The sequence below is a fragment of the Pseudomonas massiliensis genome (genome assembly GCF_000826105.1).
In the GTDB taxonomy this organism is placed as follows: Bacteria; Pseudomonadota; Gammaproteobacteria; order Pseudomonadales; family Pseudomonadaceae; genus Aquipseudomonas; species Aquipseudomonas massiliensis.
The window spans coordinates 597,375-621,588 of the sequence record NZ_CCYK01000007.1 but is presented as its reverse complement, the minus strand read 5'-3'; the positions used below and the strand labels follow the sequence as shown (position 1 = coordinate 621,588).

The window sequence follows — 24,214 nt, the reverse complement described above, 5'->3', positions numbered from 1 at the left end:
CCCGTCGCGCCCTGTGTATTTGGCAACTCCCTATGGATTGTCCATCATTTAGGAAAGTTCCCAACACCCTATAGCCAATTTCCTACAAACCAGACAGGCATCGGACGTTTGCGCAGCCGCCATACACAAGACCGTGGCCCTGTCGATACGCCGCTGGTATAACTGTCGGCCGCCCGCTGCGTTCAATAGTTTCATTTTGCCATCTGGCTATGCGGGATTGTGCCCGTGGACGCGACCAATGACCAGCGCCGCGCCGCGTTCTTGCACTCTGCCTATGAAAAGCGGCATCTGCGCCGCGGGAGACACCTGCTACATGAGTCAGCATTCGCATCACGACGTTCTGGTAATCGGCAGCGGTGCCGCAGGCTTGAGCCTGGCCTTGAATCTTCCTTCTCATCTGCAGGTCGCGGTGCTGAGCAAGGGTGAGCTCTCCAATGGCTCTACCTACTGGGCGCAGGGTGGCGTCGCTGCCGTGCTGGATAACGCCGACACCGTGGACTCCCACGTCCAGGATACGCTCGAGGCCGGCGGCGGGCTGTGCCATGAGTCGGCGGTACGCTTCACCGTCGAACACAGTCGCGAGGCCATCCAGTGGCTCATCGACCAGGGGGTGCCCTTTACCCGGGACGACAACCCGGCGCCCGAGGAAGGCCACTTCGAGTTTCATCTGACCCGCGAAGGTGGCCATAGCCACAGGCGCATCATCCACGCCGCGGATGCCACCGGAGCAGCGATTTTCAACACCCTCCTCGCCCAGGCGCGTCAGCGGCCGAACATCCAGCTGCTGGAACAGCGCGTGGCCGTGGACCTGATCACCGAAGGTCGGCTAGGTCGAGACGGCCAGCGTTGCCTGGGGGCCTATGTGTTGAACCGCAAGACCGGTGAGGTCGACACCTTCGCGGCGCGCTTCACGGTTCTGGCCACTGGCGGCGCGGCCAAGGTGTACCTGTATACCAGCAACCCCGACGGCGCCTGTGGCGATGGCATCGCCATGGCCTGGCGCGCGGGCTGCCGGGTGGCCAATCTGGAATTCAACCAGTTTCACCCAACCTGCCTGTACCACCCACAGGCCAAGAGCTTCCTGGTGACCGAAGCGCTGCGAGGCGAAGGCGCCGTGCTCAAGCTGCCCGATGGCGAACGCTTCATGCCGCGCTTCCATCCCCGCGCCGAACTGGCCCCACGGGACATCGTCGCCCGCGCCATCGACCACGAGATGAAGCGCCTGGGCGCAGACTGTGTCTACCTGGACATCAGCCACAAGCCGGCGGAGTTCGTGCGCGCGCACTTCCCCACGGTATATGAGCGCTGCCTGGCCTTCGGCATCGATATCACCCGCGAGGCCATCCCGGTGGTGCCCGCCGCCCATTACACCTGTGGCGGAGTAATGATCGACAACCATGGCCGCACCGATGTGCCGGGGCTTTATGCCATTGGCGAAACCACCTTCACCGGCCTGCATGGGGCCAACCGAATGGCCAGCAACTCATTGCTGGAGTGTTTCGTCTACGGTCGCTCGGCGGCCCGCCACATCGAGAGCGAACTGGCCCAGGTGAGCATGCCCCAGGCCTTGCCTACCTGGGATGCCAGCCAGGTGACAGATTCGGACGAGGACGTGATCATCGCCCACAACTGGGACGAGCTGCGACGCTTCATGTGGGACTATGTGGGCATTGTCCGCACCAGCAAACGCCTGCAGCGCGCCCAGCACCGGGTGCGCCTGCTGCTCAGCGAGATCGATGAGTTCTACAGCAACTACAAGGTCAGCAGGGACCTGATCGAGCTGCGTAACCTGGCCTGCGTGGCGGACCTGATGATCCGCTCGGCCCTGGAGCGCAAGGAATCCCGAGGCCTGCACTACACCCTGGATTATCCGGGAATGCTGGCGGAAGCACAGGACACGATCCTCGACCCCAGGGCAAGACCCTAGCAGCCGGCGAAACTGGCGAACCCACGCCGGCCTCGAGGCCAGGGACAGCGTAGAAGCTTGCGCCTAGATGGACGCGCCGGGCGAGACGAAGCGCTTGCGGCTCCAGCGCAGGCGCAGGCGTAGACGGCGGTGGGTATCAGGGTCCAGCGCGTCGGCGGGGATGCAGGCGGAGCGGGTCCACCACTGCCCTGGCAACCGATAGCGCACGATGACCAGCGCAGGCAACGCCAGGCTGTCGAACATCAGCCGCGCCGGGCGCCAGCCACTTTCCCGGCAGTACAAGGCCCAACCGGCTGGAGTGCGGCGCAGGCCTGTCACCGCGCCGGGCGCGCTCAAGAGTAGATGACGCGGCAGTACCCAGATGCCATGGGCCACGCACCCTGTGAGCAGGGCGAAGCCGACCAGGGGCGGCACTTGCAGGGACAATATCGAGCCAATGGCCAACAGCTGCGCGACGCCATAGCTCCAGCAAAGTGCCCGCGACGCTGCCCAATGGCACTCGAAACGGTCATTTCGGCTGGACACGATCCAGGATCATCCGCACCATGCGCTGCAGCTCAGGGTCTTCGGACTCATTGCGCTCCATGAACCAGCCGAACAGGTCTTGGTCTTCGCAGGCCAGCAGGCGCACATACAGGGCACGATCGGTATCGTTCAGGGTGCCGTAGACCTCCTGGACGAAGGGGACCAGCAGTACGTCCAGTTCCAGCATGCCACGGCGGCTGTGCCAGTACAGGCGGTTGAGTTCGATATCCGCGACCATGACGGGCTCCTCGATAGGGGGCGCCAGTATACAGAGCGCGCCGGCCAGAGGCACCCTGGCGGGGTGTATGCGCTTATGACCTGCCTGTTTATTTTCCGCGCCGGGCACTATCATGGGCATCTTCACGTCCGCCAAAGTGCCTCATGTCCGAATCCGCCTTTTTCTGCGTGCTCAACCACGAGGGCATCCTCGCCGTCCGCGGCTCGGATGCTGGTAAGTTTCTGCAGGGCCAGCTCACCTGCAACATCAATTATCTGAACCCCACCGCCAGCAGCCTGGGCGCCCGGTGCACACCAAAGGGGCGCATGCAGTCGAGCTTTCGTATTGTCGGCCAGGCGGACGGCTACCTGCTCGCCCTGGCGGCCGAATTGCTCGAGCCGCAACTGGCGGACCTGAAAAAATACGCCGTATTCTCCAAGGCCACCTTGACCGACGAAAGCCCGCGGTGGGTACGCTTCGGCCTGAGTCACGCCGAAGACGCCCTGAAAGCCATGGGAATGGGCCTTCCCGGCGAACCCAACGAGGTGCTTGCCGAGGGTGAGGCCTTGCTGGTGCGGGTATCGCCGGGACGTATCGAAGCCTGGCTGCCCGTGGAACAGGCCGAGGCTTTCCAGGCCCGCCTGGGTGAAGCCCTGGCGCGAGCGAGCCTGGACGAGTGGCTGCTGGGCCAGGTCCGTGCCGGTATCGGGCAGGTCTTCGGCCCTACCCGGGAGCTGTTCATCCCACAGATGATCAACCTGCAGGCCGTGGGCGGGGTCAGCTTCAAGAAAGGCTGCTATACCGGCCAGGAGATAGTCGCGCGCATGCAATACCTGGGCAAGCTCAAGCGCCGGCAATACCGCCTGGCCCTGGGTGGCAACAGTGTCCCGGCCCCGGGCACCGAGCTGTTTTCCTCCGTGCACGCCAGCGCCGTGGGCGAGGTGGTGCTGGGCGCTCCGGCAGGCGATGGGGTCGAGCTTCTTGCGGTGTTGCAGGATAACGCCGTGGAACAGGGCGACATTCGCCTCGGCAGCCTGGAAGGCCCACGCCTGGGCTTGCTGGACCTGCCCTATGAACTGGACCGTGACCGCGAAATCCAGCGGTAGCCCCACGGCCCGGGCGCTGCCCGGCCCGTATCGCGTTCCTCGGAACGCTCGAGAGGCCTCATGAGCACGTTGGCCGAGACGGTTCAACAGCATTTACTGGTCGCCATCGACCGGGACGACCTGATGTTGCCTACCCTGCCGGAGGTCGCCTTCGAGATCCGGCAGGCGGCTGAAGACAGCGAGGTAAGCGTCAGCCAACTGAGTCGCGTGGTCGGCCGTGACCCGGCGCTCAGCGCCCGGCTGATCAAGGTGGTCAACAGCCCCCTGCTGCGCAGCCAGGTAGAAGTCACGAGCTTGCAGGCGGCCATCACCCGTCTGGGCGTCAACTATACCTGCAACCTGGCGATCGGCCTGGTCATCGAGCAGATCTTCAACGCGCGCCTGCCCATAGTCGAAGCCAAGCTGCGGGAAATCTGGAACACCAGCATCCAGGTGGCGGGGATCGGCTACGAGCTGTGCCGTCGTCAGCCTCATCTCAAGCCGGACCAGGGCGCCCTGGCCGGCATGGTGCACCTGATCGGGGTGCTGCCCATCCTGACCTATGCCGAAGAGCACAATGACCTGCTCAGCGACCCGGTGTGCCTGAACCATGTGATCGACAACATTCACCCGGTGATAGGCGCGCGCATCCTGGCGTCCTGGGATTTCCCCAAGGCCCTGGCCCAGGTACCCCTGCTTCACCTGGAGCTGCAGCGGGAGCAGACGACCGCTGACTACGCGGATGTGGTGCAGATCGCCTCGCTGCTGAACACGCCCATCCAGCGACGCCCCTCCATGAGCCACCTGCCCGCTTATGCGCGCCTGGGGATGGATCGACTCGACCCGCCACTATCAGGCAGCGAAATGGAAGAAGCCAGAATCATGCTGGCCTGAACAGGCTCAGGCCAGCGCCTTGGCCTGGGCCGCCAGGGCAAAGTCGACCCGTACGCACAAGCCGCCCTGTACACCGTCATGCAAGGAGATATCGGCCCGATGGGCACGGCAGATTTCGCCCACGATAGCCAATCCCAGGCCCGTACCTTGCTGACGCCCCCGATAGAAACGTTCGAACACGCGTTCGCGCTCGGTGGCCGGGATGCCCGGGCCTTCGTCTTCCACTTCCAGGACGGCGCCTGGCATTACCCGCAGTACCACCGTGCCGCCCGCCGGGCTATGGGCCAGAGCGTTGTCCAGCAGGTTGCTCAACAGTTCGCTGAGTAACGTGGGCTCGCCATCGAGCAACACCGGGCGCTCAGCTTCGAATGCCAGGCCAATGCCCTTGGCATGCGCCAGGGGCGCCATGGCCATGGCCAGGTCCCGCGCCAACTCGGTGAGGTCGACCTGCTGGGCTCCGCCTTCGGCAATGGCCTGAGCGCCGTTTTCTACCCGGGCCAGGGACAGCAACTGATTGGCCAGGTGCGTCAGACGGTCGATGCCGTCCCTGCCTTCGTGCAGGGTTCGCTTGAGTTCACTTGCCTCTTCACTGCGCAGGCCCAGTTCCACTCGAGCCTTGAGCGCCGCCAGGGGCGTGCGCAGCTCATGGGCCGCGTCAGCGATGAACTGGCCCTGGCGCTCGAACTGCAAACGCAGCCGCTCGGTGAAGTGATCGATGGACTGCACCAATGGCAACAGTTCGCGTTGCACCTCCTCGCTGGGCAATGGGCGCAGGTCGTCCGGGCGACGTTCCTCCACCGCACGGCGCAACCGCTCCAAGGGTCGCAGGGCGCCGCTGACGGTAATCCATACCAGCAGCAACGCTCCGCCGCCCAGCATGCCCAGGCGCAGAAGGGTGTCGGTCATCAGGTCCCGGGCCATGCTCACCCGGGCTTCGTCCGTTTCGGCCACGCGAATTTCGGCCATGCCGTTCATGCTCGGCTCGCTGACCGCCTTGAGCAGGCTCACCACTCTCACGTCCTGGCCCCGGTAAGTGCCATCGTAGAACTTGGCCAGCGCTGGGTAGGCATCGGTACGGGGCGTGTCAGACGGCGGCGCGGGCAGGTTCTCATAACCGGAGATCAACTGCCCGTCGATACCGTTGACCTGGTAGTACAGCCGTCCGGCGCTGTCATAGGCAAAGGTATCCAGGGCTACGTAGGGCACATCCAGGCTCAGGCGACCATCCTGTTCGAACAGCCCCGCGGAAATGGTCCTGGCCGAGGCCAGCAGGGTGCGGTCGTAAGCCACGTCCGCGGCCTGCCGGCCATTCCAGTAGGCACTCAGACCACTGGCCAGCATCAGCAGCACCAAGAGCCCGGCCAGGTTGCCCAGCAGTCGCCAGCGCAGGCTCGCCGGCCTAGGCATCACGGGCCTCGAGCAGGTAGCCCAGGCCGCGGAAGGTCACGATGGCCACCCCCTGGCCGTCGAGTTTCTTGCGCAGTCGATGAATGTAGATCTCGATGGCTTCCGCGCTGGCATCCTCGTCCAGGCCGAATACCTGGGCCGCCAGCTGTTCCTTGCTCATCACCCGTCCGGGGCGGGCGATCAACGCCTGCAACACCGACTGCTCCCGCGATGTCAGCACCAGCGGCACCTCGCCAATGCTGAAGCGCCTGGCTTCCAGGTCGTACACCAGGGCCCCGCAGCGCTGCTGGCGCTCGCCGCCAAGCAGGGTTCGCCGCAGTAGCGCCTTGACCCGCGCCTCCAGTTCGCTCAGCTCGAAGGGCTTGGCTAGGTAATCGTCGGCGCCGAGGTTCAGGCCATGGACCCGGTCGCGCACATCGCTGCGCGCGGTGAGCATCAGCACTGGCAGGTTGCGACCGCGGTCGCGCAAGCGGGCCAGCACCTCGAAGCCGTCCAGGCGGGGCAAGCCCACGTCCAGGATGGCCATGGCGTAGTCTTCGCTGGCCAGGGCCAGGTCTGCCGCCACGCCGTCGTGCAAGACGTCCACGGTCAACCCAGCCGCCTTCAGAGCCTGGGCTACGCTCTCGGATAATTGCTCATGGTCTTCTACCAGCAGAATGCGCATCGCTCTCCCCTCGGCTACCAGCGGCTGCGAAGTGTCCCCTATTCATCGCCTATTGGCGATACGCCACTGCCGTAACGGCGGATTTTCCGCGCCATGGCGGGGCATGAAAGCTTGGTGAAAGGTTCGTTTCCTAGGCTCTGGGCAGGCGGACTTTTCCGCCAGACAAAAACAACAACAATGGAGTCACCATGAACCCGATACTGCGCTCACTCGCGCTGGCCGTCACCTGTGTGACGCTGGCCGCACCCGCCCTCGCCGAAGAACCCAAACGCCCGGAATGCATTGCTCCGGCGGCTCCTGGCGGCGGCTTCGACCTCACCTGCAAACTGATTCAAAGCGGCCTGCTCGAGCAGAAGCTGTTGAGCAAACCCATGCGTGTCACCTACATGCCTGGCGGTGTCGGCGCGGTCGCCTATAACGCGGTAGTGGCGCAGCGCCCCGCCGATGGCGGGACGGTGGTAGCGTGGTCCAGCGGCTCGCTGCTGAACCTCGCCCAAGGCAAGTTCGGGCGCTTCGACGAAAATGCCGTGCGCTGGCTGGCGGCAGTCGGCACCAGCTATGGCGCCATCGCGGTAGCCAGCGACTCCCCCTTCAAGACCCTCGATGACCTGGTACAGGCGCTCAAGAAAGACCCCAGTCAGGTGGTGATCGGCTCCGGCGGCACCGTGGGCAGCCAGGACTGGATGCAAACCGCCCTGATCGCCAAGGCCGCGGGCATCAACCCCCGCGAATTGCGCTACGTAGCCCTGGAGGGCGGCGGCGAAATCACCACGGCGCTGCTGGGTCACCACATCCAGGTGGGCAGTACGGATATTTCCGACTCCATGCCCAACGTAATCGCGGGCAAGATGCGCCTGCTGGCGGTGTTCTCGGACAAGCGCCTGGAAGAGCCGGACATGAAGGACATCCCCACCGCCAAGGAGCAAGGCTACGACATCGTGTGGCCGGTGGTGCGCGGTTTCTACGTGGGGCCCAAGGTCAGCGACGAAGACTATGCCTGGTGGAAGACCACCTTCGACAAGCTGTTGGCCAGCGAGCAATTCGCCAAGCTGCGTGATGACCGTGAGCTCTTTCCCTTCGCCCTTACCGGCGCGGAGTTGGACACCTATGTGAAGAAACAGGTGGCCGATTACAAGGTGTTGGCCAAGGAATTCGGGCTGATCCAGTGACCGCTTGCGCCCACCCCAGGGGTGGGCACGCCGGAGAATACAATGATGAATACATTGCAACGGGCCTTCGCCGCGGTGCTGCTGCTGGCATGCGCCGCCCTGGCGATCATGGCCTGGCCTTATCAGGCGGCTTTTTCATACGAACCTGTCGGCCCCCGAGCCTACCCCCTGCTGCTGCTGACCCTGCTGGGTATCGCCGCGCTCTACATGCTGATCCGTCCGGCCGCCATCGTCCATGGTGAGGATGAGCCCCAACTCGATCGCCATGGCCTGCTCAAGATAGTCGCCTGCATCGGCTTGCTGCTGTTGTTCGCGGGGCTGTTCGAGCCCCTCGGCTTCATCCTCAGCAGCGTGCTGATAGGCGTGCCCATGGCAAGGCTCTACGGCGGGCGCTGGATGCCGGCACTGCTGGTGATTCCTCTGACTGCGCTTGCGCTGTACATCCTGTTCGATCGGCTTATGGACGTCCCACTACCGCTGGGCCTGCTCAGCCTTCTGGAGAACTGATATGGATACCCTCGGTTACCTGGGCCAGGGCTTTGGCGTGGCCATGTCCCCCTACAACCTGATCACCGCCTTGATCGGCACGCTGATCGGCACCGTGGTCGGCCTGCTGCCGGGCCTGGGGCCCATCAACGGCGTGGCCTTGCTGATTCCCGTGGCCTTCGCCCTGGGCCTGCCGCCCGAATCGGCGCTGATCCTTTGCGCCGCGGTGTATCTGGGCTGCGAGTATGGCGGGCGCATCAGCTCCATCCTGCTGAACATTCCCGGCGAAGCCTCTACCGTGATGACCACTCTGGACGGCTATCCCCTCGCCCGTCAGGGCCTGGCCGGCGTGGCCCTGTCGCTGTCGGCCTGGAGCTCGTTCATCGGCGCCCTCATCGCCACCTGCGGCATGGTGTTGTTCGCCCCGATCCTGGCGCGCTGGGCGGTGGCCTTCGGCCCGGCGGAATATTTCGCCCTCATGGTCTTCGCCATCGTTTGCCTGGGCGGCATGGCCGGTAACCGGCCAGTGAAGACCTTCATGGCGGCGCTGATCGGCCTGTTCCTGTCCACCGTCGGCATCGACGCCAACAGCGGGGTCTATCGCTTCACCGGCGACAGCGTGCACCTGGCCGATGGCGTGCAGTTCGTGGTGCTGGTGCTGGGGTTGTTCTCGGTGTCCGAGATCCTGTTGCTGCTGGAAAAAACTCAGCATGGCCACGCCGCGGCCAAGGCCACCGGGCGAATGCTGTTCAACGCCAAAGAGGCGCTCAGCGTTGGTTGGGTCAACCTGCGCTGTGGCTTGCTGGGCTTCATCATGGGCGTGCTGCCCGGCGCCGGCGCTACCCTGGCCAGCGCGGTGGCCTACATGACGGAGAAACGCATGGCCGGGCCCGCTAGCCGCTTCGGCCAGGGCGACCTGCGCGGCCTGGCCGCCCCGGAAACCGCTATCGGCGCCGCCGCCTGCGGCGCGCTGGTGCCGATGCTGACCCTCGGCGTACCGGGTTCAGGCACCACGGCGGTGATGATCGGCGCGCTGAGCCTTTACAACATCACCCCTGGGCCGATGTTGTTCGAGCAGCAGCCGGATCTCGTCTGGGGCCTGATTGCCTCGCTGTTCATCGCCAACGTGATGCTGGTGATCCTCAACATTCCGATGATCCGCGTCTTCACCCGTATCCTGGCCATACCCAACTGGGCCCTGGTGCCAATCATCGCCATCATCACCGGTATCGGCGTATACGCCGTGCACGCCACCACCTTCGACCTGTTCCTGATGGTGGGCATCGGCATCTTCGGCTACATCCTGCGTAAGCTGGACTTCCCGCTTTCACCGCTGCTGCTGGGCTTCATCCTGGGCGGGCTGATGGAACAGAACCTGCGCCGGGCACTGTCCATCTCCAATGGCGACCTGCAGATCCTGGTGTCCAGCCCCATTACGCTGGGGACCTGGGTGTTGACCGCGGTCATGCTGGCCTTGCCGCTGCTGCGGTTGTGGCGCAACCGCCAACGGGCGCGGCAGGCGGCCCATGCCTGACGTACGAACGCCGCCGTGGTGGGTCACCGCCACGGTCGGCCTGGCAGGCGGGGCCTTGGCCAGCATGGCCGGCTGGCCACTCCCCTGGATGACCGGCGCCCTGCTGGCGGTGATCCTGGTGCGTTGCGCCACGCCCTGGCAGTTGAAGGAAATTCCCAATGGGCGACGTTGCGGCCAATGGATCATCGGCATCGGCATCGGCTTGCACTTCACCCCCGAGGTGCTTGATCAGGTCGCTGACCACGGGCTGCTGATCCTCGCGGGCGCCTTCGTGACAAGCGTCTCCAGCCTGGTCAGCGTCTGGCTGCTGCTACGCACGGGCGAGGATCGCCCTACCGCTTTCTTCTCCAGCATGCCGGGAGGATCGGGAGAAATGGTCAACCTGGGCGCGCGCAACGGGGCCAATCTGGGTCAGGTCGCCGCTGGCCAGAGTCTGCGGGTATTGCTCGTGGTGCTGCTGGTGCCCGCCCTGTTCAAGTACCTGCTGGGTGAAGGCGCGGTGCTTTCCCATGCAGCTTCCTTGGGCTGGAGCTGGCTGGCGCTGATCGGGCTACTAGGGCTGGGGGCAGCGCTGGCCTGGCAAGCCCTCGGCCAACCCAACCCCTGGCTGTTCGGCCCCTTGGCGCTGGCAGCGGGCTTGAGCATCGGCTTTCAGCTTCAAGGAAGCCTGCCCCCGGGTGCCAGCCAGGCAGGGCAGTGGCTGATTGGCAGCGGACTGGGCTGTCACTTCAACCGGGCCTTTTTCCGCCGCGCTCCGTCATTCCTGGGCCGCACCCTGGTCGGTACCCTGTTGACCATGCTGATCGCCGGCCTGGCCGCCCTGCTGCTGAGCACAGCCACCCACCTGGACCTGCGTTCTCTTACCCTGGGCATGATGCCCGGCGGCATCGCGGAGATGAGCCTGACCGCCGAAGCCCTTCAGCTGTCGGTGCCATTGGTCACGGCGATGCAGGTCATGCGCCTGGTGTTCGTGCTCTTCCTGGCCGAACCGCTGTTCCGCCGTTGGAATCGCCAGGTCGCCTCATAGGCTCCAGTCGATAGGGGCCAGGTGGTGGTCCTGCAGGAATTGATTGGCCCGGCTGAAATGGCCGTTCCCCAGGAAACCCCGGTGCGCCGACAATGGCGAGGGGTGCGCTGAGGTCAACACCAGATGGCGAGTGCCGTCGATGAGTTTCCGCTTGCTCTGGGCATGAGCGCCCCAGAGCAGAAACACCACGTGTTCGCAACGATCGCTGACCGTCTGGATGATCCTGTCGGTGAAGGGTTCCCAGCCTTTCTTGGCATGGGACGCCGCCTGGCCCCGCTCCACGGTCAAGGTGGTGTTGAGCAGCAACACACCCTGTTCAGCCCAATGCTGCAGGCAACCATGGTTGGGGACCGGCAGGTTGAGGTCGCGCTTGAGCTCCTTGAACACGTTCACCAAGGATGGCGGTGCCGGCACTCCGGGCTGGACCGAAAAGCACAAGCCGTGGGCCTGCCCTGGCCCGTGATAAGGATCCTGGCCAAGGATCACTACCTTGACCTTGTCCAGGGGCGTCAGGTTGAGGGCATTGAAAATCAGGGGGCCGGGCGGATAGATTTCCTTGCCTGCGGCCAGCTCATGGCGCAGGAAGTCACGCAACTGGTGCATGTATGGCTGGTCGAATTCAGTCTTGAGGGCCTGTTTCCAGCTGGGCTCGAGCTTGATGCGATCGTCTTCAGGTGCAATGGTGGTCATGTGGCAGTCCATGGAACAATCCATGGACACTAGGAAAGACCCTCTCTGTTGTCAATCGAACCGCCGGGTGGCGGTCCATAATTCCAATAAGCGCTGAACAGAGGTTTCGATGAATCTGAGTTTCGAAGAGCTGCTGGGGGCCAATGGCGCACGTATCGGCATTGCCAGCCTGGATGCGCCCAGATCCCTCAATGCCCTTTCCTTGCCAATGATCGAAGCCTTGCTCGATCGACTCGATGCCTGGGAGCAGGACCCGCGCATCGCCTGCGTGCTGTTGCGCGGCAACGGGCCCAAGGCCTTCTGCGCGGGGGGCGACGTACGCAGCCTGGTGGAGGCGTGCCGCGCCCGGCCCGGCGAGGTCCCTGCCCTGGCGGCGCGCTTCTTCGCCGCGGAATACCGGCTGGACTACCGTCTGCACACCTATGGCCGACCCGTCATCTGCTGGGGGCATGGCTACGTGCTCGGCGGCGGCATGGGCCTGTTGCAGGGTGCCTCGATCCGCATCGTTACCCCAGGCAGTCGCCTGGCCATGCCGGAAGTGAGCATCGGACTTTACCCGGATGTAGGCGCTGGTTGGTTCTACAACCGTCTCCCTGGCAAGCTCGGGCTGTTCCTGGCCCTGACCGGGGCCCAGGTGAACGGCAGCGACGCGGTGGCCCTGGGCCTGGCGGATCGATTGCTGCGAGACGACCAGCAGGATGCGTTAATCGACGGGCTGGTTCAGTTGAACTGGCAGGAAGACTCAGAGCTGCAATTGATCAGCCTGCTGCGCGCCCTGGAGCACGAGGCCGAACCCGACCGTCCTGAACCACGATGGCTGGCGCGGCGGCCGGCGATCGACGCTTTGCTGGATGTCCCGGGGCCAGTACAGGCGTGGAAAGCCATCGCGCGCTGGCAGGACCACCCCGACCCGGACCTAGCCCAGGCTGCGCGCAACCTGGCCACCGGCTGCCCGCTCACCGCACACCTGGCCTGGCATCAACTGCGCAAGGCCCGGCGGCTGTCCCTGGCCCAAGTATTGCGGATGGAGTACGGCCTGAGCCTGAACTGCTGCCGACACCCAGAGTTCAGCGAAGGGGTACGTGCCCGCCTGGTGGACAAGGACAACACGCCCCACTGGCACTGGCCCGACGTGGCGGCGATTCCCGAAGCGGTGGTCAGGGCGCACTTCAGTCAGGCCTGGGATGGGGAACATCCATTGGCTGATCTTTAAGGAACCCGGCGAAGCATCATTGTAGAGCGCTGTCCGAAAGTGAGCGCCGCATTGTAGGAGGCGGGCGCAGCCGCAGGCGGAGCTCGCGAATGGCCATTGCACCGCATTCTGGAGCTTCGCCTGCTGCCCGGCGTTGAATGAGAGTCAGCGGCAACTGGCGGATGTTCAGTTCACATTCCCTTCGCTAGCTGTCGCTAGCTCCCACAGGCATTCCTAGCCTGGCGCCGCTCGCCTGCCGCGGCGCCTGTGCCATCCGCGCAAGGTTCGCTAGCTCACTTCGTTGCTACTTAGCGATCCCGCTGCCAATACCCCCGCTCCGGCCCTCCTCGACCATGATCCCGCCAATCCGGCCCGCGGTCACCGCGCCAGTGGGGCGGTGGGCCGCCATGCCAGCCCATGCCTGGCCGCGGTGGCGGGCCCGGACGCCAGGCCGGTGGAGGCGGTGGCCGACGATAATGAGGCGCAGGCACGTAATACCGAGGGGCCGGCCTTACGTAATAGCCGCTGGTGTAGCCATAGGGGTATGCATAAGGGCGGTACTCATAGGTCGGGCTCTGTACGGTATAGACGTCCGTCTGTACATAGCCACTGGTGGCATAAGGCGCGCAGGCTCCAAGCAGCGTTCCCAGGGAAGCGATCAACAAGAGTTTGCGATACATGGGCGGCCTCCGGGACCGCGGTGGGGGAAATCTGCACAAGATCAGACAGAGGAAATCGGTGCCGGTGCGGACGTGGAAATACCCAGAAATAATTCCCCGTTCAGCGACATACTCGCCAGGGGCCCATGTCCAGATGCAAGTGGTTGCGGTGGGCCGCGTTGTAGTCGGGGCTCAGCACTGTATTGAAGCTTGTACAGGCCCCGTCGCGGACTTGCCGCAGGAAGGCGGCCTCCGCTGCCGAGCCCGCCCACCCCTTCAAGACACTGACGCGGCGGCCATCGGCCAGCCGAAACCCGGCGATATCCAGGGCGTTGGCAGTGGCATGCTGGCTGAGTCGCCCCTGGGCGCGGTTATAGATGTTCCGGCAGGCGAAACTCCCCAAGTGATCGACCTGCACGACCGGGGTCTTGAACGCCGCCTGGGCGGCCGGCTGTAGTACGTTGCGCTCGAACAGGGCAAAGGCGACCGCTACCGGGCAGGTGGCAAGGAAGCTGCTGCTCATGCGTACCGGGCCGCCAGAGATCCGGACGACATCATGAAGCGGGCAACGGCTGTCACCCGTTGTATCAGCCTGGGCGATGACCTTGAGCGTCGAACTGGCCAAAGCCTGGGCGCATAGGCCAGGGTCGCCGCGCAAGCGCCAAAGCTTGTAAGGGGTCAATAGGTTCGGCGGGGCTGTGACATCCAGCGGCGTCCAGGGATTCCAGCTAGGGCTGGGCGGCCACAGGCGCCAGCCCAACGCCAGTGCCGCGCAAATGACAACCAGCCATGCCGCCCCTCTCATTGGCTCGCGCCTCCGTCATAACAATCCCAGTTGGGTGGAGGCTTTAGTGCTGGCAAGGGTCGGTAGCGCCGGCAAACCAGGCAGGCGTACGCCCAACTGCTCGTGGAAGTACCGGGCCAAGGCAGGCGCGTCGCGGTTATCAGCGGTATGAAGGAATATGTACGGACGGCGACCCTCTTCAATCCATTCGGCCACCTTCTCTACCCAGGGCACCAGGAAAGGCTCGTTGTCCTTCACCACTGGCAGTCCGATAAACCGCACCTGAGGGCTCTGACTGAAGGCGGCGGGGCGCACCGGGACCTTGGGCTTCTGCCCTTGTGCGTGGAGAATCCCCGGATCATTGGAAGCAACGCTGAACAACGCCCTGGAGTCCAGGCAGACGCGCTCCACGCCTGTATCGCGCAGCAGCCGATTGAGCGCCCGCTCATCCGGCCCCTTGTCGAAGAAGGCCAGGTGGCGCACTTCGACCGCCAGGGCGCAGCCGAGCCCTTCGATGAAGGCCGCCAGTTCACCCAGGCGATTGGGACCAAAGCTTGCTGGCAGTTGTAGCCACAAGGGGGAGACTCGCTCGCCCAGGGGGCGAAGCAACCGAATGAAATTCCAGGCGGTTTCCAATTGCCCTGGCAAGTCCGCGCCGTGGCTGACCTCCCGAGGAAACTTGGCGGTGAAGCGGAAGTGCTCCGGCATGATTCGAGCCCAGCGTTCTACAGTGCCAGGCGCAGGCCAGGCGTAGAAGGTCGTATTGCCTTCTACTGCATTGAATACCTGGGCATAGAGCCCCAGGCTGTCACCCGCCTGGGTATCGCCCGGGTAGAAGCGCCCGCGCCAGGCGGTGTCGCTCCAGGAGGGGCAACCCAGGTGGTACGGCAGCGCCAGGGCAGTCAGATGTGAACATCCAGGCCGAGCACTTCGCCATCCCAGTCGACGAAGCTGGCGGTGGTGAGGTAGCTGGCCAGCGCGGTAGCCACTCGGCTGTTCACGCCGCGTAGGGTTTCTTCCTGTTTCACGCGCGCCGGCAGCGTGGCCACCAGCGCGCCACGGCTAGCGCCGGCCGATGGCCGCTGCCGTGTCTCGATGACCTCGAATTCGCCTTCTTGCTCGTCGATCGCGTCTTCAGGCCGGGCAAGTCCCTTGCGGGGCTTGCGCGACACCGGATAAGACCGCGAGCCGACTCCGTCTATGCGCATACCGATACTCGTGGGTTAATGCCAGTGCGCCACTGTTTCAAAACGCAGGTGATAACTGGACCACATAAACCCGAAAAGGTTTATAACGCAACGGCGGAACCCGGCCTCCGGATCGCTTTGGAATCAGGCGCCAGCGCCGCCCTTGGGCGTCGCTACCTGGTCCCGTAGATACACTGGCTGAGCCTGGTCGGCACTGACGGCCTCCCCCCTTGCCCAGGCAAATCCGGCCAGCGTGAGTACGTCCTGGGCGTGGGGCAAGGCCTGGGCGTCGAAGCGGTTCAGGCGCACGGCCAGCCGATCGGCGTAGCCCCAACCCGTGCCGACGCCATTCCAGTTGTTCGGGTTATCGGCCGGCAAGCTCACAGCTTGAGGCGGCAAGACCGCTTCCCGGCCACAAAGGCGCATCTCCCCGCCCTGCTCGACATAGCAGCCCCAATAGACTTCATCCATGCGGGCATCGATGGCCGCGGCCACCTGGGCCCAACCGTGCTGGCGCCAAGCGCCCTGGGCCAGGGCCGCCAGGTTTGACACGCCAAGCACCGGTCGATCCAGCGCAAAGGCCAGGCCCTGGACCACGCCGATGGCGATCCGTACCCCTGTGAAAGCGCCAGGCCCGCGACCATAACCGATGGCATCCACGGCGCTGAGCCCGATGCCGGCCTCGGCCATCAAGCGCTGCACCATGGGCAGCAGCTTCTGCGCATGCAGCCGGGGGATGACTTCGTAGTGGCTATGGGTACGCCCTTCATGGAGCAGGGCAACGGAGCAGGCTTCGGTGGCGGTATCGAGGGCCAGCAGGGTCGGCATGGTGGCATCCGGACTGAAAAAAGGCGCGCAGTATAAACGACGAAAGCCCGTGAACGGGCTTTCGTTTATCCGGAGCGGGCGGCTGGCGGATTCAGGTGAGCTTTCATGGCTCTGTCATGGCCCTGACCGCCAGCTGGCGCTGGCTCCCACCGCTTGCGCCAAAGAGGCTCAGCTCAGCGCGGTGACGACCTTGGCGGTGATGTCTTCCACACTACCCACGCCCTCGATGCAGGCGTACTTGGGCTTGCCCTGCTCGACGGACAGGTTCTGATAGAAGCTCACCAGGGGCTCGGTCTGCTCATGGTAGACGTGCAGGCGCTTGCGTACGGTTTCTTCGGTGTCGTCAGCGCGGTGGATCAGCGCCTCGCCGGTAAGGTCGTCCTTGCCTTCGACCTTCGGCGGGTTGAAGACAGTGTGATAGACACGCCCGGAGGCTTCGTGCACGCGACGGCCAGCGATGCGCTTGACGATCTCGTCATCCGCCACGTTGATTTCCACGACATAGTCGAGCACCACGTTCGCCTTCACCAAGGCCTCGGCCTGGGGAATGGTGCGCGGGAAGCCATCGAACAGGAAGCCATTGACGCAATCGGGCTGGGCAATGCGCTCTTTCACCAGGGCGATGATCAGATCGTCGGATACCAGGCCACCGCTCTCCATCACGCTCTTGGCCTTCAGGCCCAGCTCGGTGCCTGCCTTGACCGCGGCGCGGAGCATGTCGCCCGTGGAAATCTGCGGAATACCGAACTTTTCGGTGATGAACTTGGCCTGCGTACCTTTCCCGGCTCCGGGAGCTCCCAGCAGAATCACGCGCATCGATGTGCTCCTCAAATGTTTTTTTATATAACAACGCCGATGACTCTGGAGAAAACCTAACTGCCGGTGAGCCACCGAAAAAATTCGGACCAGCCGAAAAATCGGCCAAAAGGCTGATCAAGATACACAGCCGCCTATAAGCAGACAAGCCACCGAAGGTCGCAGGCACCCGGCGGCCTGGCCTCGGTACAACCTGGCGCCACTCCAGGACCCGCCATGGATCAACCAGGTGGCGCCGACAGTGAAGGAGCGAGCAGGCGCCGCGCCATCCCTCAGCCCGTGTTGCGCAGGCCGGCGGCGATCCCCGCCACGGTGACCAGCAAAGCCTGCTCAAGCCCGCTTTCAGGGGGTGCCGGGTGGTTGCGCGAGCGGGCCAGCAGTTCGGCCTGCAAGCGGTGAAGGGGGTCAAGGTAGGTATTGCGCAAGGCGAAGAACTCAAGGGTTTCCGGGCTGCTGGCCAGCAACCTCGGCTGCCCGGTTAGCCTCAATACATGGCCCGCGCAGTGCGACAATAGGTCGCGCAGTTGCGCGCCGAGAGGCTTCAAGGAATCCTCTACCAGGCGGTCGTCGTACTGCTGCGCGATACGTAGGTCCGCCTTGGCCAGGACCATTTCAAGCATGTCGATGCGGGTGCGGAAGAACGGCCAGTGCTCGCGCATTTCTGCCAGCAGTGGGCCGTCGCCGCGCTCGAGGGCCTTGCCCAGCGCCGTTTCCCAGCCCAACCAGGCGGGCAACATAAGTCGGGTTTGAGTCCAGCCGAAGATCCAGGGAATGGCCCGCAGGCTCTCGATTCCACCCTGGCGTCGCTTGGCCGGCCGGCTGCCGAGCGGCAGGCGTCCCAACTCTTGCTCCGGCGTGGACTGACGGAAGTAATCGACAAACTGGGGATGCTCGCGTACCACCTGCCGGTAGGCTTTCACCCCGTCGGCGGCCAGTTGATCCATGAGTTGTCGCCACGCGGGCTGCGGCGGAGGGGGAGGCAGCAGGGTCGCTTCCAGCACGGCGGCCAGGTAGAGATTGAGGTTCTGCTCAGCGAGATCAGGCAGGCCAAATTTGAAACGAATCATTTCTCCTTGCTCGGTGGTGCGAAAACGACCTGCCACCGACCCCGGCGGCTGGGAGAGAATCGCGGCGTGCGCAGGGCCGCCGCCGCGTCCGACAGTGCCGCCACGGCCGTGGAACAACAGCAGTTCAACACCCTGCTCCCGACAGATGTTCACCAGGGTTTCCTGGGCCCGGTACTGCGCCCAGGCCGCTGCTGTGGTGCCCGCGTCCTTGGCCGAATCCGAATAGCCGATCATCACTTCCTGAGGACCCTGCAGGCGCGAGCGGTAGCCTGGCAAAGACAGCAGCCGTTCAACCACAGGCCCAGCGTTATCCAGGTCGGCCAGGGTTTCGAACAGCGGTACCACCCGCATCGGTCGCAGCAGGCCGGCTTCCTTGAGCAACAACTGCACCGCCAGTACATCCGAAGCAGCCCCGGCCATGGAAATGACGTAGGAGCCCAAGGAAGCAGCAGGCGCGTTGGCGACCTCCCGACAGGTCGCCAGCACCTCAGCGGTTTCCGCCGAGGCCTGGAAGTAGGTCGGCAGCAAAGGACGCCGGTTGGCCAGCTCAGCCAGCAGGAAGGTGATGCGCTGCTCTTCGTCCCAGTCAGCGTATCGGCCCAGGCCCAGGTAATCAGTGATCTCACTCATGGCGGCGCAATGGCGGGCCGCATCCTGGCGTACGTCCAGCCGTGCCAGGAACAGGCCAAAGGTCACCGCGCGGCGAATGCAATCGAGCAGGGGGCCGTCGGCGATCACGCCCATGCCGCAGGCATGCAGGGATTCGAAGCATAGCTGCAAGGGCGCGAGCAGCTCGCGATTGTCCTGCAGCACGGCATCTGGTGCCGGTTGCGGCTGTTGCAGCGCGGCCTGGGCCCAGCTTCGAGTAGCCCGCAGGCGCTCGCGCAGTTGCTTGAGCACCGCCCTATAGGGTTCAGGGCTGTCGCCGCTGTGCTGGCGCAAGGCATCGCTGGCCTGTTGCATGGAAAGCTCGCCAGCCAGGTGGTCCACGTCCCGCAAGAACAGGTCAGCGGCCATCCAGCGAGCCAGCAGCAGCACTTCCCGCGTCACAGCCGCGGTAACGTTAGGGTTTCCGTCCCGATCGCCGCCCATCCAGGAAGCGAAGCGAATCGGCGCGGCTTCCAGAGCCAGGTGCAAGCCAGTGGCAGCGTGCAATGCCCGGTCTACCTTGCGCAGGTGGCTTGGTATGGCATGCCAGAGGGAATGCTCGATCACAGCGAAGCCCCACTTGGCTTCATCCACCGGCGTAGGCCGGGTGCGACGGATCTCGTCGGTATGCCACGCTTCAGCGATCAGCCGTTTCAGCCTCTCATGGATGCTGGCACGCTCGGCCTCGGTCAGGTCGCGATGGTCCAGCGCCGCCAGCTGAGCAGCGATGGCGTCGTATTTCTGGATCAAAGTGCGCCTGGCCACCTCGGTGGGGTGAGCGGTAAGCACCAGTTCGATGTCGAGACGGCCGACCTGGCGAGCCAACTGCTCAGTGCCATGCCCGGCCGCGCGCAAGCGCTTGAGCAGTTCGGGCAGGCGTTCGGCATCCAGTACCTCGGCCGCCGGATGCGCCGCTGAAGGTGTTCCCGGGTCTTCTTCGGTACGACGGCGAATGAGCTGGTATTGCTCGGCAATGTTGGCCAGGTTGAGGAACTGGTTGAACGCCCGGGCCACCGGCAACAATTCTTCATCGCCCAGTTCGTCCAGGCTGTCGCGCAGATGCGCCTTGCCTGCATCGGCGCTGCGGCGATCGGCCTTGGCCCCCTGACGGATGCGCTCGATCTTCTGCAGAAAGGCCTCGCCATACTGCTGGCCGATGGTAGTGCCGAGCAGTTCGCCCAGCACATGAACCCGTTCGCGCAAGCGCGCGTCGATCTCGCTCATATCCACTCTCCGTGATCAAGCCGGCCTGCCTGGTCAGCATACTCCAGGGCAACTGAACGCGACGGTGAAAAACCGCTCAATAGCCAAGTAGCCGTTGCTGCCGTCGCGCCTGCCAAAGGCCATTCGACACTCGGCCAGGTATCTATCCGACCCCTGAGGTGTCCATGAAAATCCGTGAGCTTGCCCGCCATTGGGAGCAAAACGCCAAGGGCCGCCTGACGAAGACGGCCTACAGCATCCACCTGGACGTGGAAGCCGCCGCGCGGCTGGCGGCCCTTCAGGAAATGTACCCCAAGCACCATGCCGAGGAGCTGCTGGGAGAACTCATCGGCGCCGCGCTGGAAGAGCTGGAGACCAGCTTCCCGTATGTGCGTGGAAGCCGGGTGATCGCCACTGACGAGGAAGGCGATCCCATGTACGAAGACATCGGCCCCACCCCTCGTTTCCTGGCCCTATCAAGGCGATACCTTGAGGAAATGAACAGCACGCAGGCCCGGCCGACGCCCGACACGCCGCAGGAAAGCAAGCCAAAACCCCTCTCCTAGAGCGCCCGAACATTAAAAAACGGACGATCCGCTCAGTTTTGTGAACTATTCAAAAATTACTTGAGTCCCAAACATTAGCCATAGCAGGACAACGCCGCTGGCCGGCCTGCGGCTTACCAGCGCCGCGGCCCAGACGTTATTTGAAAAGCCCTCCCATGGAGTCGAAGATCATGAAGACTTGCACTGCCAAACCGTCGTCCAACGCTGTCCGTGGGCTCAAGCTCGCCGTACTGGCGTTGGGCAGCAGCTTCATCCTGGCCGGTTGCGCTGGTAACCCGCCAACCGAGCAGTACGCTCTGGCCCAGTCGGCGGTCAATGCCGCGGTCAGCGCTGGCGGCACCGAATTTGCCGCGGTTGAAACCAAGTCGGCCCAGGACAAGTTCAAGGCCGCCGAGATTGCCATGCATGACGAAGACTACGAAAAAGCGAAGGTACTGGCCGAGCAGGCCGAATGGGACGCCCGCGTAGCCGAGCGCAAGGCCCAGGCAGCAAAAGCGCAGAAGGCCGTGGATGACGCGCACCAGGGCGTGGAAGACCTGCGCCAGGAAGGCATGCGCAACGCTCAGTAATCGCCCTTTCGCCTCGGAAACATAAGGAATAGACCCATGCGTAAACAGTTGATGATCCCTGCCCTGCTGGCCGTTGCCGTGAGCCTGAGCGCCTGCTCCCACGACCCGAACGCCAACCTGGAAAGCGCCCGTACGAATTTCTCCTCCCTGCAGACCAACCCGAAATCGGCGACCCTGGCTGCCCTTGAAACCAAGGATGCGTCCGAGTGGCTGGACAAGGCCGACAAGGCCTACCGCGAAGGCGACGATGAGAAAAAGGTCGACCAACTGGCCTACCTGACCAACCAGCGCGTTGAGTTCGCCAAGCAGACCATCGCCCTGCGCACCTCCGAAGACGAGATCAAGAACGCTGCGGCTGAACGCGCCAAGGCCCAGCTGGCGGCCCGCGATGCCCAGATCAAGAAGCTGCAGGACAGCCTGAACGCTAAGCAGACCGACCGCGGCACCCTGGTGACCTTCGGCGACGTGCTGTTCGACCTGAACAAGGCCGAGCTCAAGCCCAGCGGCATGACCAATATCATCCAGCTGGCTCAGTTCCTGCGCGACAATCCGGAGCGCCAGGTGATCATCGAAGGCTATACCGACAGCACCGGTTCGGATGCCTACAACCAGAGCCTGTCCCAGGCCCGCGCCACCTCCGTGATGGCCGCCCTGGTACGTCAAGGCATCGATCCCAAGCGCATCGTCGCCCAGGGCTACGGCAAGCAGTATCCGGTGGCTGACAACAGCAGCAGCGCCGGCCGCGCCCAGAACCGTCGTGTGGAAGTGACCATTTCCAACGACAACCAGCCGGTGGCACCGCGCTCCACCATGCGCTAAGCCATGGTGGCAGTGAAAGGCCAGCCCTCGGGCTGGCCTTTTTCATGGGCGCTTATCCGAAGCGCCTGCACCCCGCTTCGCTGGCCTAGGGGTAATTGGGGATCTCACCCAGGCGCCTGATGCCATTGAAGTGCTGCGGATCTTCCAGGAAGCGCAGCATGACCTGACGATAGGTAGGGTCGGCGAAGGTCTGGACATGCCCGCCCCGGGTCAGTTGCAGCACTCTCGGCGGGGGCAAGGCCTTATAGAGTGCAATACCGTTTTCAGGAGGCACTACGGTGTCATCCAGGCTCTGGAACACCAGCTTCGGTGTTTTCTCCAGGGCGGGCGCCGCGCCCAGGGCGCTGTCGCCGTCCGGTACGAACCAGGACAAAGGTACCTGCAAGGGCCAGGTCAGCCAGGACTTGCTCAAGGCGAACCGCCCTACCTGGCGATAGCTGGCCGGCGCGCCATCGAATACCAGGGCCTTGAATCGCGCGGCTTCGACCGGATGAGAAGCCAGGTAATGAATGGCCAGCGCTCCGCCAAGGCTTTGCCCCAGCAGGACCATCGGCGACTTGCCCACCCGCGGATCATGCTTGAGCCAATCCAGAGCAGCCCGGACATCCAGGTACAGGTCGGGTAACCGCGGAGTGCCAGCGGAAAGTCCATAGCCTCGGTAATCGAGCATCAGCACCTGGTACCCCTCGGCGGGCAGCCACCAGCTGCCGCCCAGGTGCCGCGCCAGGTTACCGCCATTGCCGTGCAGGTGCAGTACCGTACCCTTTACCGCCACGCCTGCCTTGGCCGGCAACCACCAGGCTTGGAGGGCCACGCCATCAGCGGTACGCAGGCGCACTGGCTGCCAGGCCAGGCCGGCCACCTCGGGCGTGAACGGCTGGCCCGGTTCCGGGTAGAAAAGCAGACTGCTGCAGCCCGCCAGGGCAAGGCACCCAAGCAAGGCCAGCCTTCGGCCGAACACGCTAAATGATATTGGCGTAATCGGCTTCAATGCGGTCCAGGCTCAGATGATTGAGGAAGTTGGAGAAACACATCCAGGCGGACAGGGCATTCATGTCGCGGAATTGCTCGGGCAGGTATTTGGGTGGTTCCACCAGTCCTTCTTCCACCAATTGGCGCAGGATGCGCATGTCTTCCAGGGTGGTCTTGCCGCAGAACAATAGCGACACCTGATCCAGCTTGCCTTTGCGTACGGCGAGCTGGATATAGTTGTAGACCATGATGAAGCCTTTGAGGTAGGACAGGTCCTTGGTGAACGGCAGGCCCGTCGGCGTGGAGCCTCGGAAAACCCGGCTGGCATTGCCATAGCTTTCACTCATGCCGAAGCCCTGTTCGCGGAAGAAATCGAACACCTGGAGGAAATCGGCCCCCTGCTCCACCATATCGATGGCGCGGGTACGGTTGGTCAGTTTGCGCAGGCGACTGGGATAGGAGGCGAACGCGATCACTTCCATGAGGATGGCGAGGCCTTCCTGAGTTACCGTGGATGACGGCGGCCCCTTGGCGAGGAAGGTGCAGATAGGCTGGTTGAGGCCATTCAGGGTAGTGCCCACATGCACCAGCCCTTCATGGACTTCCAGGGCACGCACGTCGCGCTCGTTGAACATGGCATCGGCCCGCAGCTTGATGTAATCGGCCCCAGCCGCTGCATCGGCAACGATGCCGTCGGATTCGAACACCCGGATGGTTTCCTCGGTTTCGCCGAAGACCCGGTTCAGTCGGCCCTGCAGCATGGCCACGGCCTCCTTGGCGGTCATGTTCTTGGCTTCGTCCTTCAAGTCACCCCGGCCATCGATGTTGTTCAGGTAGCCCGACAAGGCCAGGCCAAGATCGGCCAGGGTGGGGTCCCCAGCGTGGAAAGCGTCGGAGGCAGCGCCATACAGCTCTTGGGAAATCAGGCCGAAGTCCTCGGTGCCACGGGCTTCGAGCATCCGCACCACCATGCGGTACTCCCGGCACATGCGGCGCATGATCTGCCCCACCGGGTTGAACTGGCCCAGTTGACGGGTAATGTCGCGCTCGATGGCCTGGAATTCGATCCTGACCTCGGCGGCATCGAAGCCCAATGGCCGCGCCTGATACCAGGCGCGGTCTACCTCGGGGAGCGCCTTGCCCTTGGCCTTGAGGAAGCGCTGGCGGATATCGTCATCCCACTTGACCGCATCGAGGATGCGAATGGGCGTTTGCGCAGCGACAATCCGGTCGGACAGGGTGCGTACCGTCTGCTGGTAATCGTCCATCGGCTTTCCTT

General features: G+C 64.0%; 25 protein-coding genes. 11 read left to right on the top strand and 14 right to left on the bottom strand.

Annotated features, from left to right (window positions below):
• Positions 1-313: 313 nt before the first annotated feature.
• Positions 314-1,927 carry an L-aspartate oxidase gene (gene nadB, locus BN1188_RS13690; protein ID WP_040263950.1) on the top strand — a complete coding sequence of 538 codons (1,614 nt, stop codon included), beginning with the start codon at positions 314-316 and terminating at the stop codon, positions 1,925-1,927.
• 63 nt (positions 1,928-1,990) lie between these two features.
• Here nadB and BN1188_RS13685 read toward each other — a convergent pair whose 3' ends face one another.
• Together BN1188_RS13685 and BN1188_RS13680 are read right to left on the bottom strand one after the other, a co-directional pair.
• Positions 1,991-2,452, bottom strand: coding sequence for a protein YgfX (locus tag BN1188_RS13685; RefSeq protein WP_040262012.1), 462 nt, complete (start codon positions 2,450-2,452; stop codon positions 1,991-1,993).
• Entirely contained in the window at positions 2,436-2,690 is a 255-nt protein-coding gene (locus BN1188_RS13680; RefSeq protein WP_040262011.1) for an FAD assembly factor SdhE, read from the bottom strand. Before BN1188_RS13680 ends, BN1188_RS13685 begins: the two co-directional genes overlap by 17 nt.
• 143 nt (positions 2,691-2,833) lie before the next feature.
• On the opposite strand from BN1188_RS13680, the gene ygfZ reads away from it, so the two are divergent.
• Both ygfZ and BN1188_RS13670 read left to right on the top strand, forming a co-directional pair.
• The gene (gene ygfZ / locus BN1188_RS13675; protein ID WP_040262010.1) at positions 2,834-3,775 is read left to right on the top strand and encodes a CAF17-like 4Fe-4S cluster assembly/insertion protein YgfZ; all 942 of its coding nucleotides are present in this window, start codon (positions 2,834-2,836) and stop codon (positions 3,773-3,775) included.
• Between the two features lie 60 nt (positions 3,776-3,835).
• Positions 3,836-4,648, top strand: coding sequence for an HDOD domain-containing protein (locus BN1188_RS13670; RefSeq protein ID WP_040262009.1), 813 nt, complete (start codon positions 3,836-3,838; stop codon positions 4,646-4,648).
• A 6-nt stretch (positions 4,649-4,654) separates the two neighbouring features.
• Here BN1188_RS13670 and BN1188_RS13665 read toward each other — a convergent pair whose 3' ends face one another.
• Both BN1188_RS13665 and BN1188_RS13660 read right to left on the bottom strand, forming a co-directional pair.
• Positions 4,655-6,055 carry a sensor histidine kinase gene (locus tag BN1188_RS13665; protein WP_040262008.1) on the bottom strand — a complete coding sequence of 467 codons (1,401 nt, stop codon included), beginning with the start codon at positions 6,053-6,055 and terminating at the stop codon, positions 4,655-4,657.
• Complete coding sequence (locus BN1188_RS13660; protein ID WP_040262006.1) at positions 6,048-6,719, bottom strand: response regulator; 672 nt, start codon at positions 6,717-6,719, stop codon at positions 6,048-6,050. The genes BN1188_RS13665 and BN1188_RS13660 overlap by 8 nt, the downstream gene beginning before the upstream one ends.
• A 188-nt stretch (positions 6,720-6,907) precedes the next feature.
• Between BN1188_RS13660 and BN1188_RS13655 the strand changes: the two genes are divergently transcribed.
• The 4 genes from BN1188_RS13655 to BN1188_RS13640 are packed head-to-tail and all read left to right on the top strand — an operon-like array spanning position 6,908 to position 10,935.
• A complete protein-coding gene (locus BN1188_RS13655; RefSeq protein WP_040262005.1) occupies positions 6,908-7,888 on the top strand; it encodes a Bug family tripartite tricarboxylate transporter substrate binding protein in 981 nt (326 codons plus the stop codon).
• Between the two features lie 45 nt (positions 7,889-7,933).
• Complete coding sequence (locus BN1188_RS13650) at positions 7,934-8,395, top strand: tripartite tricarboxylate transporter TctB family protein (RefSeq protein ID WP_040263949.1); 462 nt, start codon at positions 7,934-7,936, stop codon at positions 8,393-8,395.
• A gap of 1 nt (position 8,396) precedes the next feature.
• Positions 8,397-9,908 carry a tripartite tricarboxylate transporter permease gene (locus BN1188_RS13645; RefSeq protein ID WP_040262004.1) on the top strand — a complete coding sequence of 504 codons (1,512 nt, stop codon included), beginning with the start codon at positions 8,397-8,399 and terminating at the stop codon, positions 9,906-9,908.
• Complete coding sequence (locus BN1188_RS13640; RefSeq protein ID WP_040262003.1) at positions 9,901-10,935, top strand: AbrB family transcriptional regulator; 1,035 nt, start codon at positions 9,901-9,903, stop codon at positions 10,933-10,935. Before BN1188_RS13645 ends, BN1188_RS13640 begins: the two co-directional genes overlap by 8 nt.
• Here the strand turns inward: BN1188_RS13640 and ung are convergent.
• Positions 10,930-11,625, bottom strand: coding sequence for a uracil-DNA glycosylase (gene ung, locus BN1188_RS13635; protein ID WP_040263948.1), 696 nt, complete (start codon positions 11,623-11,625; stop codon positions 10,930-10,932). The two genes, BN1188_RS13640 and ung, sit on opposite strands and share 6 nt — an antisense overlap.
• A 109-nt stretch (positions 11,626-11,734) precedes the next feature.
• Between ung and BN1188_RS13630 the strand changes: the two genes are divergently transcribed.
• Positions 11,735-12,838 carry an enoyl-CoA hydratase/isomerase family protein gene (locus BN1188_RS13630; RefSeq protein ID WP_040262002.1) on the top strand — a complete coding sequence of 368 codons (1,104 nt, stop codon included), beginning with the start codon at positions 11,735-11,737 and terminating at the stop codon, positions 12,836-12,838.
• Between the two features lie 287 nt (positions 12,839-13,125).
• Here BN1188_RS13630 and BN1188_RS21605 read toward each other — a convergent pair whose 3' ends face one another.
• The 7 genes from BN1188_RS21605 to ppc all read right to left on the bottom strand — a co-directional run bounded on the left by BN1188_RS21605 (position 13,126) and on the right by ppc (position 20,030).
• Entirely contained in the window at positions 13,126-13,497 is a 372-nt protein-coding gene (locus BN1188_RS21605) for a hypothetical protein (protein WP_148485254.1), read from the bottom strand.
• 100 nt (positions 13,498-13,597) lie between these two features.
• Entirely contained in the window at positions 13,598-14,281 is a 684-nt protein-coding gene (locus tag BN1188_RS13625) for an extensin-like domain-containing protein (RefSeq protein ID WP_040262001.1), read from the bottom strand.
• 15 nt (positions 14,282-14,296) lie between these two features.
• Positions 14,297-15,166, bottom strand: a complete 870-nt coding sequence (locus BN1188_RS13620; protein WP_084596221.1) for a DUF72 domain-containing protein — start codon at positions 15,164-15,166, stop codon at positions 14,297-14,299.
• Positions 15,163-15,468 (bottom strand): hypothetical protein, encoded by a 306-nt coding sequence (locus BN1188_RS13615; protein ID WP_040261999.1) that lies wholly within the window; start codon positions 15,466-15,468, stop codon positions 15,163-15,165. Before BN1188_RS13615 ends, BN1188_RS13620 begins: the two co-directional genes overlap by 4 nt.
• A gap of 123 nt (positions 15,469-15,591) precedes the next feature.
• Positions 15,592-16,275: a tRNA (adenosine(37)-N6)-threonylcarbamoyltransferase complex dimerization subunit type 1 TsaB gene (gene tsaB / locus BN1188_RS13610; RefSeq protein ID WP_040261998.1), complete on the bottom strand. Its 684-nt coding sequence runs from the start codon at positions 16,273-16,275 to the stop codon at positions 15,592-15,594.
• Between the two features lie 168 nt (positions 16,276-16,443).
• On the bottom strand, positions 16,444-17,091 hold the full coding sequence (gene adk / locus BN1188_RS13605; protein ID WP_040261997.1) for an adenylate kinase: 648 nt from the start codon (positions 17,089-17,091) through the stop codon (positions 16,444-16,446).
• Between the two features lie 272 nt (positions 17,092-17,363).
• Positions 17,364-20,030, bottom strand: coding sequence for a phosphoenolpyruvate carboxylase (gene ppc, locus BN1188_RS13600; RefSeq protein ID WP_040261996.1), 2,667 nt, complete (start codon positions 20,028-20,030; stop codon positions 17,364-17,366).
• Between the two features lie 164 nt (positions 20,031-20,194).
• Between ppc and BN1188_RS13595 the strand changes: the two genes are divergently transcribed.
• From BN1188_RS13595 to BN1188_RS13585, 3 genes are all read left to right on the top strand, one after another.
• On the top strand, positions 20,195-20,575 hold the full coding sequence (locus BN1188_RS13595) for a hypothetical protein (RefSeq protein WP_052469274.1): 381 nt from the start codon (positions 20,195-20,197) through the stop codon (positions 20,573-20,575).
• A gap of 155 nt (positions 20,576-20,730) precedes the next feature.
• A complete protein-coding gene (locus BN1188_RS13590; protein WP_040261995.1) occupies positions 20,731-21,144 on the top strand; it encodes a DUF4398 domain-containing protein in 414 nt (137 codons plus the stop codon).
• 36 nt (positions 21,145-21,180) lie between these two features.
• The gene (locus tag BN1188_RS13585) at positions 21,181-21,963 is read left to right on the top strand and encodes a lipotoxin F family OmpA-related lipoprotein LptF (protein ID WP_040261994.1); all 783 of its coding nucleotides are present in this window, start codon (positions 21,181-21,183) and stop codon (positions 21,961-21,963) included.
• Between the two features lie 85 nt (positions 21,964-22,048).
• Here the strand turns inward: BN1188_RS13585 and BN1188_RS13580 are convergent, their stop codons facing one another.
• Both BN1188_RS13580 and BN1188_RS13575 read right to left on the bottom strand, forming a co-directional pair.
• Entirely contained in the window at positions 22,049-22,954 is a 906-nt protein-coding gene (locus BN1188_RS13580) for an alpha/beta hydrolase (protein ID WP_084596220.1), read from the bottom strand.
• On the bottom strand, positions 22,926-24,203 hold the full coding sequence (locus BN1188_RS13575; RefSeq protein ID WP_040261993.1) for a flavohemoglobin expression-modulating QEGLA motif protein: 1,278 nt from the start codon (positions 24,201-24,203) through the stop codon (positions 22,926-22,928). The genes BN1188_RS13580 and BN1188_RS13575 overlap by 29 nt, the downstream gene beginning before the upstream one ends.
• Positions 24,204-24,214: the final 11 nt, after the last annotated feature.